The organism is Bacillus cereus group sp. MYBK79-1 (assembly GCF_051915365.1).
GTDB lineage: Bacteria > Bacillota > Bacilli > Bacillales > Bacillaceae_G > Bacillus_A.
The window spans coordinates 17,361-34,459 of the sequence record NZ_JBQAEO010000007.1 but is presented as its reverse complement, the minus strand read 5'-3'; the positions used below and the strand labels follow the sequence as shown (position 1 = coordinate 34,459).

The window sequence follows — 17,099 nt, the reverse complement described above, 5'->3', positions numbered from 1 at the left end:
TGGATACTATCCAAATTACAAGCTTTTTCTTTTTTGATTACTTCCACCATATCCAAGCCCAAAAGTAATTTCGTATATTCCGAGGAGTGATGCGTATAAAACGTTCTCCGTCAAAGAAGCAATTTAAATTTGGAAGTACTTCATCTGGATTGTCTGAAATAAAGGTGACGATGTTTTCGTTACTTGTAACCGTTACTGTAATTGGTGGATCAGTAGGCGAGACTTGAAGTTGTAATGAAACATTTGCGCTATTTTTAAATTCATTATTAACAGGCGGATGTATCACTTGCACAGTGAATAACACGATAATTGTTTCGTTTGGTTCCAAATTAGTAGCTACTTGGAAACCGATATTTGGATTTGCTAGTGGAGAACGTTCACCGTTAATAAAGACAGTGCCGTTTATAAATTGTAAACCTGCTGGAATGGTATCTTGTAAAGAAATGTTTAAAAGTGAAATATTGGAAGTGTTCGTAATACGAACCGTATAATCAAAATATTGCTTTAAATAAGCTGATCTGACGGAAGCGTTTTTCACTACTGTTGCAGTTATAAATTGAACTGGTATACGAACGATATTTGAGTTAACAATAAAAGTAATAATTGGGTCCTGTGGTGCCAATTGAAAAGCGGCTGTGACGGTAGCAGAATTGATAATGGTACTGTTTGAAGGAATAGAAGTGACGAGAACTTGAAATGTTAGCGTTGCTACTGCATCTGCAGATAAAGAACCAATATTAATGCCGGTGTCTGGACGAACATTTGGAACCGGAGCCCCATTAATTGTTACGCTGTTTTCTACAAATGTAGTCCCAGCTGGAATGGTATCTAAAATAGAAGTACTTATCGTAGGGATCGGGGAATCGTTCAATACCGCTAATGTGAAGGTAATAATATCTCCTATAACGGCGAGAGATTTGTCTGCTGTTTTCTCAATGTTAATAATTGGCTCAATTAGTGTTGTTGTAACGGTATTTGTTTGCTTTGTAATTGTAATAGGTGGTTCATTTGGATCAATGGTGATCGTATAGGAAACGGAAGCATCGTTATTGATAGTAGATTGAAGAGTTGAAGAAGATATCATTACTTGGAAAGTGATGATAGCAGATTCATTAGGAGCAAGATTTCCTAATGTAATACCATTTTCAGGATTCGCATTAGGTTGATTGCTTCCGTTAATCGTAACACTACCAAAAACGAATGTCGTATCTACTGGTGCCGTGTCTACTAGAAGAAGATCTTCAATAGTGATATTACCATTATTCGTAATGGAAATGGTGTACGTTAAAGTTTGACCAGGTAAGGCGTTCGTTACATCAACAGACTTAATAGCAAAGACGTTATCGTTTTGGACAGTCGTTGTGACGGTATTTGTTGTAGTTGTATTTGTAACAGGTACGTTATTTGGGTTGACTATATAGTTAAAGGTAGTGATTGCGTTGTTGTTGAGTACATTTGATATTGGGATAGAAGTCACTAAAACTTGGAATGAAGTGCTAGCATTTCCACCAACAGTTATAGTACCAATTGGTATACCACTTACAGGATTAACTCCCGGAAGAGTTTCTCCGTTTATAATGACGCTATTTTCTATAAACGTAGTACCTTCAGGAATAATATCTTGAATGACTACATCATTTACTGCAACATTACCAGTTTGATTGAATGTAATTGTATATGTTAACGTGTCACCGACTGTTGCAAATGCAAGGTTAACAGTTTTGTTACTGTCTAAATTTGCGTGATTAATTGTTGTTACAGCAGCTGATGAAAGAATAGTTTCGGTAATAGGTGGTCGATTCGGTAACGTGTATTGATATTCAATTGTACTTATGTTAGAGATTGGATTTGTTTGCGGAATTGAAGTAACTCGTACTTGGAATAGAATAGTTGCTGTCGTATTAGGCGGAATGTTATCAATTTGTATCCCGCTAAGTGGATTGTCATTTGGACGAGCGGTGCCATTCACAATAACACTATTCTCTATAAAGCTCGTATTCGCTGGAATGATATCTGTAACGATAATGTTTTCTACTTGTATATTCCCATTGTTTGTAATGGAAATTGTGTAAGGGATAATCGTTTGTAGGTCAGCATATTGGATAGGTGTTGTTTTTATAGCGAGTACATTAGCAGAAATAACTTCAGTGAAGGTAATATTACTAGTTGATATTTGTTCCTCGCCATTAATTGTATAACGAGAAGTTGATTGGTTTTGGATACGACTGCTAGCTGGAAGAGATACAACAGTAACGGAAAACGTGACTGGGATAGAAACGTTAGGAGCAATCGTTCCTACAAGTATACCGGAACTTGGATTCGCGTTAAGCTGAGGGATATTATTTACTAAAACACTACCGTCTATAAAGGTTGTTCCATCAGGGATATTGTCTGTAAACACAACAGAAGTAGCATCCATATTTCCTGTATTCGTTAAAGTTGTTGTATAAGTTAAAATGTCACCAATTGCTACAGAGGTCAAATCAACAGTTTTCAGTGAAACGATATCAGCGTCATTAATTTGAACGAAAGTAGTATTCGAAGTAGTAGATTTTTGAATAGGTGCAAAGTCAGGGTTAAAAATAAAGTCGTAGACGATGTTTGCAGTATTAGGTATTGGGTTTACAGCAGGTAAATTCGTAACGGAAACTTGGAACGTTATTGTAGTTACTTGACCTGACGTAATATTAGGAATGGAAAAGCCGATATTTGGATCTGCTGCAGGAAGTACAGTATTGTTAACTGTTACACTCCCTGGAATAAATACTGTTCCATCTTCTATAATATCAGTAAAAAAGATGGAGTTAGTTGAAGTGGATCCGTTATTTTGAATGAATACTGTATATTCAATGGTTTCATCAATATTTGCTAATACTGTATTAGCGGATTTTGTAGCGATAAGAATAACATCAATAAATTGTATATTTGTAGTATTGGAAGAGATCGTTTCTGAAATTGGTGGTAAGCTTGGGTCTGGCTGATACTCATAGTGGATGATGGCGATATTATTAATGTTATTTTGAGAAGGTGTAGAGACTACATTTACTTGGAATGTAACGATAATTGTATTGTTTGGAAGGATAATATCAAGGGTGATTCCGGTAATTGGATTTTCGTTAGGCCTTGGTATGCCATCTACAAGAATGCTATTTGGAACGAATGTGGTGCCAGCAGCAATTGCGTCAATGAGGAGAGTATTTGTAATAGGTACTGTACCAGCGTTTGTAACCGCGACTGTATATGTGATGATTTGACCTATGCGTGTAATAGATCTGTTAGCGGATTTAATTGCACTAACACTTGCTGTCCGCACTTCAGTATTTACTGCATTTGATAATGATCGACGCTGAATAATCGGAGAACTAGAGTCAATTTGGTATTCATACGAAGTGTCTGAAATGTTAATGACTGTATTGCCCTCTGGTATATTTGTAAGTTGTACTTGGAATGAAATAGTGACTGTTTCATCTGGTTGTATCGTGCCGAGAGTTACTCCATTTTCAGGATTTGCACCAGGCTGAATCACATTATTTATTGATAAGCTATCTTCAATGAATATAGTCCCTTCTGGAATGTTGTCAATGAACACCGTATTGTTAGCTGGAACATTTCCTATATTTTGTAGTGTATTTGTGTAGGTAATATTTTGCCCGATGGATACGAAAGTTACATCTGCCTGTTTAACAGAAATAATATTTGCATTTTGAAGTGATGTTGTAACGATATTAGAATTTACAGAGCGATTCACTGGTGGAGCTGTAGGAATACTTACATATTGGTAATTTACAGATGATTGATTTACAATTTCGGTTTCAGTAGGTGGATTATTTGTTTGTACTTGAAATAGTATTGTTTTGGAACTGTTTGGTGGAATCGTTCCAATTGGTATTCCGTTCTCAGGATTTACACCAGGCTGAAGTACACCGTTAATTGTGACACTGTCGGGAACGAATGTAGTCCCAGCTGGAATAGAATCTGTAAAAATAATATTTATCGCGTCAACATTGCCGATATTTTTCACTTCAGAAATATAAAGTATAGTTCCGCCAATATCTACATTTATTGGATTGGACGTTTTTGTAACTGTCAATTGTGCTTGCACGAAATTTGTAACGACAATATTACTTGTAGATGTTTCAGTAATAGGCGGTTGTCCTGGGTCTGGTTGAATTGTATATGTTGTATTAGATTGATTTGTAATTGATTGTTGCGAGAATGAGTCATTAATAAGGATTTGGAATGAAATAAGGTGAGTAGCGTTTGCTGCTAGGTTAGGCAAAGTAACACCTGCATTTGGATTTGCACCAAGTATAGCTGTTCCGTTAAGTGTAAAACTATTTTCTACGAATGTAGTCCCTTCTGGAATCGTATCTGAAAATATGAGATTAGTAGCTGGAATATTTCCGGTATTTTCTAACGTTATCGTATAGGTCAAAATGTCACCGGTTGTCGCTTGTTGTGCATTGACTGCTTTTAAAGAAAGAACATTTGCATCCGAAATTTGTGTGAAAGCTGGATTAGACGTAATTGTTCGAGAGATGATAGGAGCAGTTGGGTCAGCGATAAAAGTATAGTCAATACGGGCTATATTAGAAATTGGATTCACGCTTGGAATTGCTTGCACGATAACTTGGAATATGACGGTGACGATTTCTGAAGGTGCAATGGCGTTTAAGGAAATGCCTACGTTCGGATCAGCACCTGGAGCTGAAACACCATTAATGGTTACGCTATTCGGAATAAATGCAGTTCCTTCTGGGACCAAATCTGTTAAAGTAACTGTATTTGCAGTTGTATTCCCGTCATTTTGAATGACTACAGTGTAAGTGATTGTACCATCAGTAGACTGTACGAGGGAATCTGTATTTTTCATTACAGATAGCGATGCATCAACGACAGCTGTATTTACCGTATTAGATGAAGATGTTGCTGTAACTGGAGGTTGACTCGGGTCGACAATATACGTGTAACTTGTAAGTGCTTGATTTATAATCGCTCCTTGCGGTGGAATAGAACTTGCAAGAAATTGGAACGTAATCGTAGCAGAATCACCTGGTGCGATAATACCAACTGGAATACCAAGAGTTGGACTTGCATCTGGAAGTGGAATCCCGTTAAGCGTAACACTATTTGGAACAAATAATGCTCCTTCAGGAACTCCGTTAATGAGTAATACAGAATTTGCAGGGAAGTTTCCAGTATTCGTTAATGTTGCTGTATACGTAATGATATCTCCGATCGATACGATTGTACGATTTGCTTCTAAAACAGTTATAACAGTCGCGTTATTAATTTGTGTGGAAGCACTATTAGAAGTTATTGTACCTGTAACAGGAGGAGAGGCCGGATTAACTATAAATTCGTATTGAATAGATGCAACGTTTGTAATTGGGTTCGAAGGTGGAGTAGATGTAACTATGACTTGGAAAGTAACAGTTAAGGAACTACCCGCGTTCACGGTTCCGATATTCACTCCGCTATTTGGATTTGCACCTGGAATGGTACTTCCATTTACAGTAAAACTATTTTCAACAAAAGTTGTTCCTGCTGGAATCGAATCTGAGAAATTTACATTCGTAGCGTTTGTATTGCCGTTATTTTGAATTAGAACTGTATAAGTGATCGTGTCTCCGATGTTTGCAAAGGCAGCATTAGCAGTTTTTATAGCTGAAAGTATTACTGAATTAATAGAAGTAACGAAGACGTTCGTTTCCACATTTCCAGGCTGAGCCTGTAATGCATCTCCTACGTTATATTGGAAGTTTACAAATCCTAAGTTTTGGAGTTCAGGTGTGAATGTTGTTGGGTTGCTTACAATTTGAACTTGGAATATGATTGTTACAGTTTGATTTGGAATGATTGTATTTATGCCAATACCGCTGGTGATAGAAGCAGATGCTAATGGTGTGCCATCAACAATAACTGATCCTGCAACAAATTGTGTCCACGATGGAATCGGGTCTGAGAAAATAACGTTATTAGCAGGAATATTTCCTGTATTCGTAATCGTAGTGGTATACGTAATCGTATCACCAATCGTTGCAAAAGCTTTATCTCCGATTTTAGTAGTAGTTAAAATAGCACTTTCAATTGTTGTTGTAACACTATTTGAAGTAATGTTTTTTGAAACAGGAGGATTAGCTGGATTAACGATATGCTGGAAGCTAACGCTAGCTTGATTAGTAATTGGATTTATAGGCGGAATTGCATCGGCATTAATATGAAACGCTACAATGACAGATTCGTTTGGTGCAATATCACCAATTGGAACGCCTGTAATTATGTCTGCATTTGGGATGGTAGTTCCGTTAAGTGTAAAACTATTCGGTTCAAAGGAAGTTCCGTCTGGAATTAGGTCGGTAAAAATAACATTCGTCGCACTAACATTTCCGCTATTTGTAATCGTAACGGAGTAGACAATATCTTGCCCAATATCTACTGTTGACACATTTGAATTTTTTTGTGCAGTAAGGATAGCGCTATTAACTTGTGTTGTTGTTGTATTAGATTGATTAGAAGTTGAAATGAACGGCTGATCTGGATCAACAATATAACGGTAAGTGGTAAGAGCCGAATTAGAAATAGGATTGTTGATTGGGAGGGTTGAAACGATGGCTTGGAATGTGACGATTGATGTGTTTCCACCATTAATTGAACCGATATTTACACCAGTAGATAAATCAGCGTTTGGAATAGTTTGCCCATTAACTGTGAAACTGTTTGGAACGAAACTTAAATTGCTATCAAGTATATCGATAACGGTAACATCAGTTGCAGCCACATTCCCGGTATTAGGAAGGTTAAGTGTAAATGTTATTGTATTACCAACATCCGCAAAATTAAGATCTGTTGTTTTTGTACTATTAATAGTTGCGTTGTTTATTTGAAGAAGCGTCGTGTTAGAATTAGCTGCACTTGATACTGGAGGGTTAACAGGATCAACAGTAAACTCATACGTCGTTGATGCTGTATTTGGTACAGGATTAATAGGTGGGATGCTGTTCACTGTAACTTGAAAGACGATACTATATATTTCATTAGGCGGAAGTGTTGCAAGTAATACACCGGTATTTGGATTCGCGTCAGGTTGTAAAACACCATCAACAGTTAATGTGTTAGGAACAAATGTGAGTCCGCTCGGTAATACATCCGTGAATACAATGTTGGCTGCATCTGTATTTCCTATATTCGAAATAGAAGTAGTGTAAAAAGCAGTTTGCCCAATATCTGCAAAGGATACACTTTCATTTTTCGTCATGGATAATATAGCTTCGTTAATTTGTGTTGAAACAGGATTACTAATTGAAGTTTCTGCATCAGGTGGTGAGACTAATTGATACGATGTGGATGAGAAATTTACAATTGGATTTTCTGTTGGTAATGAGGTTACGTTTACTTGGAATGAAACAGTTACTGTAGCCCCGGCCGTTATAGTTCCAATATCTACACCGTTCGCTGGATTTTCTCCCGTTTGAGGAACTCCATTTATAGAAAATGTGTTTGCAATAAATGTAGTTTCGCTTGGCATTGTATCTGAAAAAATAACGTTTTGTGCGGATGAGTTTCCATTGTTTGTTAAAGTGACAGTATAGGTGAGTGTGTCTCCAATACGACTAAAGGATTTATCGACTTGTTTTAATGAAAGAATGGTAGCTGTGTTAATTGTAGTGAACACTGTGTTTGAAGTAACATTCCTTGAAACAATAGGTGCATTTGGATCAGCAATGAATGTGTAGGAAGCAGTAGCAGTATTTGCAATAGGATTTTGAACAGGTGTAGAAGTAGCGGTAACTTGAAATGCTATAGATATTGAGCTGTTAGGAGCAATTGCACCAATCGTTATACCTGTATTTGGATTAAGACCAATTTGTGTAATGCCATCTATTATAACGCTATCAGTAATAAACGTTGTACCATCTGGTATAAGGTCAGTAAAAGTAATATTCGTAGCGTTTGTATTACCGTTATTCGTTAAGATTGTCGTATAGGTAATAGTATCACCTAGCGTTACAAGTGTTTGATCGACCGATTTTACCATCGTTAACATAGCATCTAATACAGGGTTTGTAACAATATTCGTTGAAGTAGAAGTAGTAGCAGGAGTTCCGTTTGGATCAACAGTATAAGAATATAAAATCGTATCATTACCCATAATCGAGCTTGAAGGGGGAACAGAAATAACATTTACTTGGAAAGTAACAGTTACTGTTTCACCAGGAGCGATATTTGGTATAGTTACTCCAAGTGCTGGTTGTGAACCAAGCTGTTGGATGCCATTTATTGTGACCGAATCTGGTATGAAAGTAGTACTAGGAGGAATCGCACTTGTAAAAGTTATATTTGTAGCTGGTGTATTTCCTGTATTCGTAATAGTCGTTGTATACGTAATGGTATCACCGACAGAAATAATAGATTTATCAACAGTTTTTGTTGTAGTTAATATTGCACTATTAATGGTCGTTGAAACTGTATTAGATATAGTTGTTTGTAATGCAGAAGGTTGGCTAGGATCAACCACATGTTCAAATTGTACGGAACTAAAATTAGAGATAGGATTTATGCTTGGAATGTTTGTTACAAGTGCGTTTATCGTAATAGTAGCTGTATTACCGGGATTTATATTTCCAATCTGAATTCCGCTAGCTGGATTTCCAATTTGCTGAGTGCCCGATTCGTTTGTAACAGTTCCAGAAATAAATATTGTTCCTTCAGGTAAAATATCAGTAAATAGTACGTTTTGTGATGTTACATTTCCAGGATTGCTTAATGAAATTGTATAAGAAAGTGTATCCCCGATTGTAGCGAAAGTTTTATCTACAGATTTAACTGCCACAATTTCCCCAGAATTTATTTGTGTTGAAACAGCATTAGATGTCGTACTTCGTGAAACAAGTGGTAAATTAGGTCCTGTCATAAATTGATAATCAATGGAAGCTCCGTTTATAACCGGTGAGTTTGGACCTCCAGGTCCGATTGTGAAAATAGGATTTGGGATGCTAACTACTTGCACACGGAAGGTGACGTTTGTAAAATCTCCTGCAATAATATCCCCAATTGGTATCCCGTTCGCTGGATTTACTCCAGGTAATAAAACTCCGCCTACTCGAACGCTATCTTCTATAAATACTGTATTATTTGGAATCGAATCTGTAAAAGTGATATTCGTAGCAGTTGTGTTCCCGATATTTTCTAATAAAACTGTATACGTTAAAAATGAATTTCCAGGTGCGATGTCAGAATATAGTCGATCCACGCTTTTCGTTGCTTGGATGATTGCTTCGTTAATTTGCACTAAAGTTGGATTACTTATAGCTGTTTCTGTCACTGGCGGCTCGGTAGGATCCACAATGATAGAATATGTCGTGCTAGATTGGTTCAAAGTTGGATTTGTAGCTGGTATTGAGCCAACAATCGCTTGAAAACTAATTGTTGTCGTTCCTCCAACCGGAATTGCGTCTAAAGAAATCCCGTTATCTGGTCTAAATCCAAGCTGCGGGATGGTGTTAATTTGTAGACTATCAGGCACGAATGAAAGTTCAAGTGGTAATATATCGGTAAAAACGGGTGTGTTAGCAGTAGTATTTCCGTTATTAGTGAGCGTAGTTGTATACGTAATTGTATCTCCAACAGCGGCAAAGGCACTGCTTGCAGTTTTCGTTGCGATAACGGAAGCCGAATTTACTTGCGTAAAAGTTGTATTGGATTGAACTGTTCGTGAAACAGGCGGTTCATTTATATCTACAATAAAACTATATTGAAGTGATGATTGGTTTGGAATGGGATTAGGGTTTGGGAGCGTTGTAATGTTTACTTGAAAACTGAGTGTAATCGATGCATTTGTATTCAAGTTACCAATATTGATACCGTTTTGTGGATTTGCATTCGGGACGGTTACCCCGTTTATTTTAAAGCTATTTGGGACAAAGGCAGTACCGTTTGGAATTGTATCTGTAAAAATAATGTTATTAGCAGTAGTATTTCCTGTGTTTGTAACAGATGAAGTGAATGTAATCGTATCACCAATTGTAGCAAAAGTTGTACTAGCATTTTTATTTATTACTAGAGTAGCATCAATAATCGGTGTAACTGTTGTGTTTGTAACGGTACTACCAACAGCTGGTGTTTCAGTTGGATTCACTGCATATTCGTAGTTTACAAGAGCATTATTCGTTAAAGTGCCACTAGGTGGAATAGCGAGGATTTTCACTTGGAATGTAATAAAAGTAGTGCCTCCTGGTGAAATATCGTCTAAATGAATACCTAAGGAAGGATCTAATCCAGGTTGGGAAACGTTATTTATCGTAACGGAATTTGGGATGAAGGATGCACCAGGTCCAAGTCCATCTGTTAAAACTGTAGCACTGGCAGGGATATTTCCTGTGTTTGTAACTGCAATCGTATAAGTAACGATGTCCCCAATTGCAGCATTCGGTGTATTCACTGACTTCGTAGCGACAATAGTAGCATTGTTAATTTGAGTTGTTATTACGTTACTTAACGCATTAGAGGATACTGGAGGTAAGTTAGGATTTACGACATATTGGTAAGCGGTATTACTTTGATTAGGGATTGGATTCGGATTCGGGATGGAATTTACTTGCACTTGGAACGAAATTATTGTATTTGTATTCGGATTTATAGGGTCAATTGCTATGCCATTAGCAGGATTTGTATTAGAGAGTGTAGTACCATTTACTGTTACACTATTTGGAATAAAAGAAGTCCCGCTTGGAATGGCATCTGTAAATACTATATTTGATGCAAGTGTGTTTCCAGTATTCGTTAAAGTAGTCGTATACGTAATAATATCATTTATATTAGCAAACTGTTTATTGGCTGATTTTGTCGCGGTAATCGTAGCGTTATTAATAGTTGTCTGTACAGTGTTAGATGCCACCATCTGCATGATGGCTGGTTTAGATGGGTCATATGTGTATTGGAAAGTAGTGCTCGATTGATTTGTAATTGGATTTACCGCAGGAATAGTTGGTACAAAAACTTGGAATGAAACGGTACGTGATGAATTCGCTCCTATCGTACCAATAAGAATGCCGTTAGCAGGATTTGCATTGGCTATAGGGACACCGTTAATCGTTACAGTATTCGGAAGGAAGATGGTACCAGCTGGAATGATATCTGTAAACGTTACATTAGAGGCAGGGATATTGCCGCTATTCGTTAAAATCGTTGTATACGTTATGACATCACTAACATCAGCAAAGTTTGTGCTCGTTAGTTTCGTAGCAACAATATTAGCAGTATTAATTTGTGTAGCTACTATATTGCTAGTAGCATTTCTCACAACAGCAGGTAAATTTGGATCGGCGATAAAGTTATATTGGAGTGCCGCGCTATTTTGAATTGGATTTGGTGAAGGTATCTCACTCGCGCTAATTTGGAAGACAATCGTTGTAAAACCACCAGCAGGAATTGTACCAACTTGAAGACCGGCGTTTGGGTCTGCGCCTAGCTGTAAAGTACCACCTATAAAAATACTATTTGGTACGAGTGTGGTGCCGGTAGGAATGATATCGGTAACGACTACATTATTTGCTGGAGTGTTGCCAAGGTTAGCTAAGGAGATTGTATATGTGATTGGCTGCCCGACATCGGCAATAGTTAAATCTCCCTGTTTGACAATAACTACATTTGCTAAGTTAATTTGTGTACTTACAGTGTTGCTTAAAGATATTTCTATAGTTGGTGGATCGCCTGGATTTAGAATAAAGCTATACTGTGTACTAGATGAATTTATTGTTGGGTTTTGTGTAGGTAAAGAGGTGACAGTTACTTGATAAGAAACAGTAATTTCACCGTTAGCAGGAATAGGAGGTAACGGAACACCTATATTTGGATCTGCGTTATTTTGTAGCACACCATTAATAAGGAACGTGTTTGGAATAAAGGTAGTGCCATCTGGATTTGTATCTACGAAAGTTGGACTATCAGCAGTAACACTTCCTGCATTCATTAAAAGAATAGTATAAGTTAATACATCCCCAACAGTAGCGAACGCTCGGTCCACTGTTTTTGTCGAAATGACATTTGCATCATTTACTTGAGTAAATGTAGTGGTTGAAGTTGTGTTCTTACTTACAGGTGCAGTATTTGGATCAACGATAAAATTATAGGAAATGGAAGCGCTATTTGAAATAGGGTTTGGGTTTGGAATGCTAGTGATTAATACTTGGAATGAAGCTGTAATTGTAGTATTAGCATTGATGCTACCAATGTTGATGCTGGCTGGTGTAACACCTGGCTGAGCAACATTGTTAATCGTAACACTGTTTGGTACAAAGGCAGTACCATTCGCAATTGAGTCGGATAGTACTACATTGTTCGCTGTAACATTTCCATCGTTTGTAAGAGAAAAAGTGTAAGTTAATATATCGCCAACTTCCGCAAACGTTTGATCTACTGATTTAGTAACTTGAAGGTTTGCTAGTCTAATTGTTGATGTAACAGAGTTAGAATTTGCTGTTTTTGAAGTGGGTGGAAAGCTTGGATTTACAGTATATAGATAAGAGGCGAAAGCATTATTAATGATTGGATTTTGGGCGGTAATATTGATGACTGTTACTTGGAAAGAGAGTGTAAAAGTAGCACCAGCAGGAATTGTACCAATAGGTAAGGCGACGAGAGAATCTACATTTTGTAAAACTCCGTTTAGTGTTACAGTACCAGGAGTCAATATCGTTCCATTTGGAAGTGGATCTGTTAGTTGAACGTTAGTAGCAGCTGTATTTCCGCTGTTTGTAATAAGAATTGTATAACTGATTGTCTCGCCAATTGTAGCAAATTGTTTATTTGTTGATTTTGTTAATGTTAGATTTGCATTGTTAATTTGAGTGGAAACGAGATTAGAAGAAATGTTTTTTGTAACGGGTGATTGGCTTGGATTGACGGTGTACTGATAAGAAGCGCTTGATCCGTTAGGTGCGACACCTGATGGAGGAATTGTAGTTACTACTACTTGAAATGAAATGTTTTTTGTCGTACCAGTTGGGATGGACCCTATATTTACACCGTTAGCGGGATTTGCTCCAACTTGTGTCGTTCCATCTATTGTTAAACTGTTTAGAACAAAAGTTGTACTAGTGGGAATGATATCTGTAAAAATAACGTTGTTCGCATTCGTATTACCTGTACCTGTAAAGGAAACGGTGTAAGTTAATGTATCACCAATATCTGCAAAATTTTTATCTACTGTTTTGGCCATAGTTACAGTAGCGTTATTTACTTGAGTAGATACGATATTGGTCGTATCAGTCCCACTTACTGCCGGCTGATTTGGCACAGGAATGTATTGATAAGTTGTTGTACCACTATTTAATATTGGATTTGTTTGCGGGATAGAAGGAACGAATACTTGAAAGGAAACAGTAGTCGTAGAATTAGCAGCAATAGTTCCGACGGATATACCATTAGCGGGATTTGCACCAGCTTGAGTAACGCCGTTAACAGTTACACTCCCTGGAATGAAAGTAGTCCCGCTAGGAATCGGATCCGTATAAACAACGTTCGTTGCTGCGATATTTCCTATATTAGCTAAGGCGATACTGTAAGTTAACGTTTCGCCAATATCAGTAAAGATTTTGTTAACTGATTTTGTTCCATTAATATCCGCGAGGTTAATTTGCGTTCCTGCAGAGTTACTTGTTGCAAGACCGTTAAAAGTAGTTCCGCCGGCAATTGGTGTATATTGAAATGTAATATTCGCAATGTTAGAAATTGGATTTTGATTTGGAAGAGAAACGACAGTTGCTTGGAAAGTTACTGTACGAGAAGCATTGTTATTAATTGTTCCAAGAGATATACCAGCAGCCGGATTTGCATTTGTTTGTGGTACGTTATCTACCGTTACAGTGCCAGGTATAAAGGAAGTGCCGTTAGGGAGTATGTCTGTAAAAGTAACGTTATTAGCAGGCAGAAGGCCGGTGTTAGGGATAGTAACGGTATAAGTGAGAATATCTCCAATTGCAGCGACGCTTTTATTCACGCTTTTCGTTGCTTGTATGTTAGGTGAGTTTATATTAATTTGTAACCCGACTGTATTTAACATATATGCATCTCCGTTAGTTGTTAAACGGATTGCAGCTGAGACTTGAGAATTTGTTAAATAAGGAGAAATATCAATAGAAGTAATGTCCCAACCTTGCCGGCCTGCGGAGATATTTGTGCTTGTAGCGGCACTTTGATTGCGTGTTCCGAATGTCCCAGTTGTATCTAAGTTTCCAGCCGCATTATTAATTTGAGAACCGAAGAAATTATTTATAGCATTGTTTGGTCCAGATAAAGCATTTAATGAGCTGAAATTTGGTCCAAATAAAGCTTGATCCCCAGTTAAATCAGCATCCCCTTCAGTAGAGCTTAAAAATAATCTCCCGCTTACAGGTCCCCCTGCAGGTGTTAAAAATCCTGAAACAGCTACATCTGCACTACCAGTATCAGCAGAAACACGGTTACCGGCTACGTAAATTGTTAAATTTCTTGCGGGCAAGGAACCGTTTTGATAAGCGACAATGAGCGTCCATCCAGAAGAATTAATAGCCCCGTTAGAAGCATCTAAAGGATCTACAAGTCCAGGGACAGCCCCAGTTGTATAAGAGCCTGATCCACCAGCCTGAATGAGGGATGTTACATCTGCTGAGCGTGTATAAAATCCAAATGTGACAGCTCCAGAAACGAATGTTTGATTAGAAGCTGTAACAGATGAAGGGGTAATCGAGTATGTTGACACAGGTGTTGTAAAAGAAACTGGGTTTCCTAATACACTCGTAATGTTTTGATCACGAGATAAATAGTTTCCGCCCCAAACAAGTTCTGCGTAAAGAATAGTACTACCAGCAGGTATATTTAAAAGAGCGGTAGAACTATTTTGTGTATAGTTTAATGTTGTCCCAGCAGGAAAACTCGGCACTTGTAAAGCGGTATTTGTACTTATAAATGCACCAATTGCCCCGATTGTACCAGCACGGTTTTGATTACTAATTTTACTTAAGCCTAAAGTATTACCTGTAATCGCGAGTGCGCCGTTAGTGGTGGTAGAAAATCGATTCGTAATGGGCATGTTGTCACCTCATTTACAATATAGTCTTGGTCAAAATAGGATATGTGTGTGTCAGATAAAGGGAACATGTACAAGTTGATTTAGTAATAATGATTTAAATGTCTAGATAAGGGGATGGAGAATGATTGAATTGGAAATTAGGGTGGAGCGTCTTAGGGAAGAACAAATAGACGATATTGTAGCATTATCTTCTTATATTGGGTGGGATTATTGCAGAGAAGAAATTGAGACTATTTTTAAATCAGGTATTGTATACGGTGTGTGGAATGAGAGAGAGGAACTAATTGCTAGTGCGGCAATAATATTATATGGGGAGGAAGTAGCGTCTATTGGAATGGTCATTGTACATCCAGACTATAAGGGGAGAGGGATTGGAAAGGCGATAACGAATTCATGCATTAAGAGCGTATCGGTTCAAACTCCAATTATGCTTATTGCTACAGATGAGGGGAAGCCTTTATATAAAAAATTAGGATTTAGGGTAGTAAGTTATGTTTCTAAATACATATGTAACTCGTACAATACAAATTTTAAATGTGCAGAAGATGAAGAATATATGATGGTTTATAAAGAGGGGGATTTAGAAGAAATAATAAGAATAGATGAAGGCGCATTTGGAACAAGTCGAAACGAGTTTTTAAAACAAAGAATTATGCAAAGCGATCAGTGTATCGTTGTAAAGGACAAGGAACAAAATGTATTAGGTTATGGTTTAAGTATACAAACACCAGAAAATAAAATAATAGGTCCAGTCGTTGCTAAAAATGATGCGATGGCAATGAGAATAGTACATGAGTTAGCAAAAGGGTATAGCGGAAAATTAAGAATAGATGTAACAGAAGGAAAGAATGATTTTATGAAAGAATTAGAGGTTGTTAACTTTCAAAAGGTTAATACACCACCAATTATGATGAGAAATAGTGATCAATTTTTAAAAAGGAATAATGGGCTCTATAGTATTGCAGCACAAATTTTTGGATAAAAAAAGAATCCTTTCGTGAAAAGGATTCTTTTTACAGTTACTTTAATCACGATATTGATCATGAATAGGTTCAAAGAGGTCTTCCTCGATATCTCTCACCATAGAAAAATGATCAACGTTATAATGGCCATGTAAAGTTTTATTGTGATGGCCAATGATTTGCTCTGCAGACAACACGTTAGAATCAGTTGTGGAATGACCGTTTTTAATTAATGTAACATCAAATCCTTGTACAGTAGCGGTTCTAACTGCGGTGTCGATGCAATGTTCTGTTTTACATCCACCGATAACGATATGGCCAATTTTCTCTTCTTTTAAAATTTCAAGTAAAGAAGTGCCATAGAATGCGTTTGTTGCTGCTTTATTAATAAGGATTGCAGACTGAGGTACTTGAATTTGATTATGTACTTCAAACCCTTCTCCGCCACCAGAAGCAACATCGATATCTCTTACGAAAACAATAAGGGCATTTGCATGTATTGCTTTTTGTACGGCTGTATTTAGTGTAGATAATAGCTCTTTTTTACGGAAAACTTCATGTTCTTGTTCATTTCCATCCATTAATTCTTGCTGCGCATCGATAATTAATAGTGCTTGTTTCATCGTGTCTCCCCTTTAATATGAAATAAGTGCCACTATACATATTCATTCATATTGCAAGGAAATCCTCTATTGTCTATGCAGTAGACGATAGATTTACAAAGTTGTCAAAGAAATTTCATTCTCATAGCGTGTAAAAACATGTATGATAGGAGATGGAGAATTTTTGAGTAGGTGGGAATATCATGCAAACAGTAGAGGATTATCTTTCATTCTTACATACGAAAGGATTTAAACTATCAGAAGAAGCACAAGGGTTTATTATGTTCGGACAAGGATATACTGGTGCATCTGATGGGATTGTGAACGCAGCAATAGAAGCGACAATTAAACATCAATTACAGTTTGATGGGAGTTATTTTGTTGCGTTATTAGAACGATTGAAAGAAGAAGAAATTACAGATAAAAAAAGCGCTAAGGCTTTTATGCGGAAGTTACAAGCGTAAC

The 17,099-nt window shown here is 37.2% G+C and carries 4 protein-coding genes; 2 read left to right on the top strand and 2 right to left on the bottom strand.

Features of this window, described 5'->3' with window-relative positions; genetic code table 11:
• Positions 1-37: 37 nt before the first annotated feature.
• Positions 38-15,070 carry a beta strand repeat-containing protein gene (locus tag ACTFOB_RS13470; protein ID WP_440025126.1) on the bottom strand — a complete coding sequence of 5,011 codons (15,033 nt, stop codon included), beginning with the start codon at positions 15,068-15,070 and terminating at the stop codon, positions 38-40.
• Between the two features lie 121 nt (positions 15,071-15,191).
• Between ACTFOB_RS13470 and ACTFOB_RS13465 the strand changes: the two genes are divergently transcribed.
• Positions 15,192-16,052: a GNAT family N-acetyltransferase gene (locus ACTFOB_RS13465; protein WP_440025124.1), complete on the top strand. Its 861-nt coding sequence runs from the start codon at positions 15,192-15,194 to the stop codon at positions 16,050-16,052.
• Between the two features lie 42 nt (positions 16,053-16,094).
• On the opposite strand, the gene ACTFOB_RS13460 is transcribed toward ACTFOB_RS13465, so the two are convergent.
• Positions 16,095-16,655 (bottom strand): cysteine hydrolase family protein, encoded by a 561-nt coding sequence (locus ACTFOB_RS13460; protein WP_440025122.1) that lies wholly within the window; start codon positions 16,653-16,655, stop codon positions 16,095-16,097.
• A gap of 182 nt (positions 16,656-16,837) precedes the next feature.
• Here ACTFOB_RS13460 and ACTFOB_RS13455 point away from each other — a divergent pair, with 182 nt between their 5' ends.
• Positions 16,838-17,098, top strand: coding sequence for a DUF6123 family protein (locus ACTFOB_RS13455; RefSeq protein ID WP_001195212.1), 261 nt, complete (start codon positions 16,838-16,840; stop codon positions 17,096-17,098).
• The last annotated feature ends 1 nt before the right edge of the window (position 17,099 follow it).

What these genes read in the sequence shown, in the direction of transcription:
- ACTFOB_RS13470 (WP_440025126.1), bottom strand. Translation starts at nt 15,070, where the DNA reads ATGCCCATTACGAATCGATTTTCTACCACCACTAACGGCGCACTCGCG.
- ACTFOB_RS13460 (WP_440025122.1), bottom strand. Translation starts at nt 16,655, where the DNA reads ATGAAACAAGCACTATTAATTATCGATGCGCAGCAAGAATTAATGGAT.
- ACTFOB_RS13455 (WP_001195212.1), top strand. Translation starts at nt 16,838, where the DNA reads ATGCAAACAGTAGAGGATTATCTTTCATTCTTACATACGAAAGGATTT.
- ACTFOB_RS13465 (WP_440025124.1), top strand. Translation starts at nt 15,192, where the DNA reads ATGATTGAATTGGAAATTAGGGTGGAGCGTCTTAGGGAAGAACAAATA.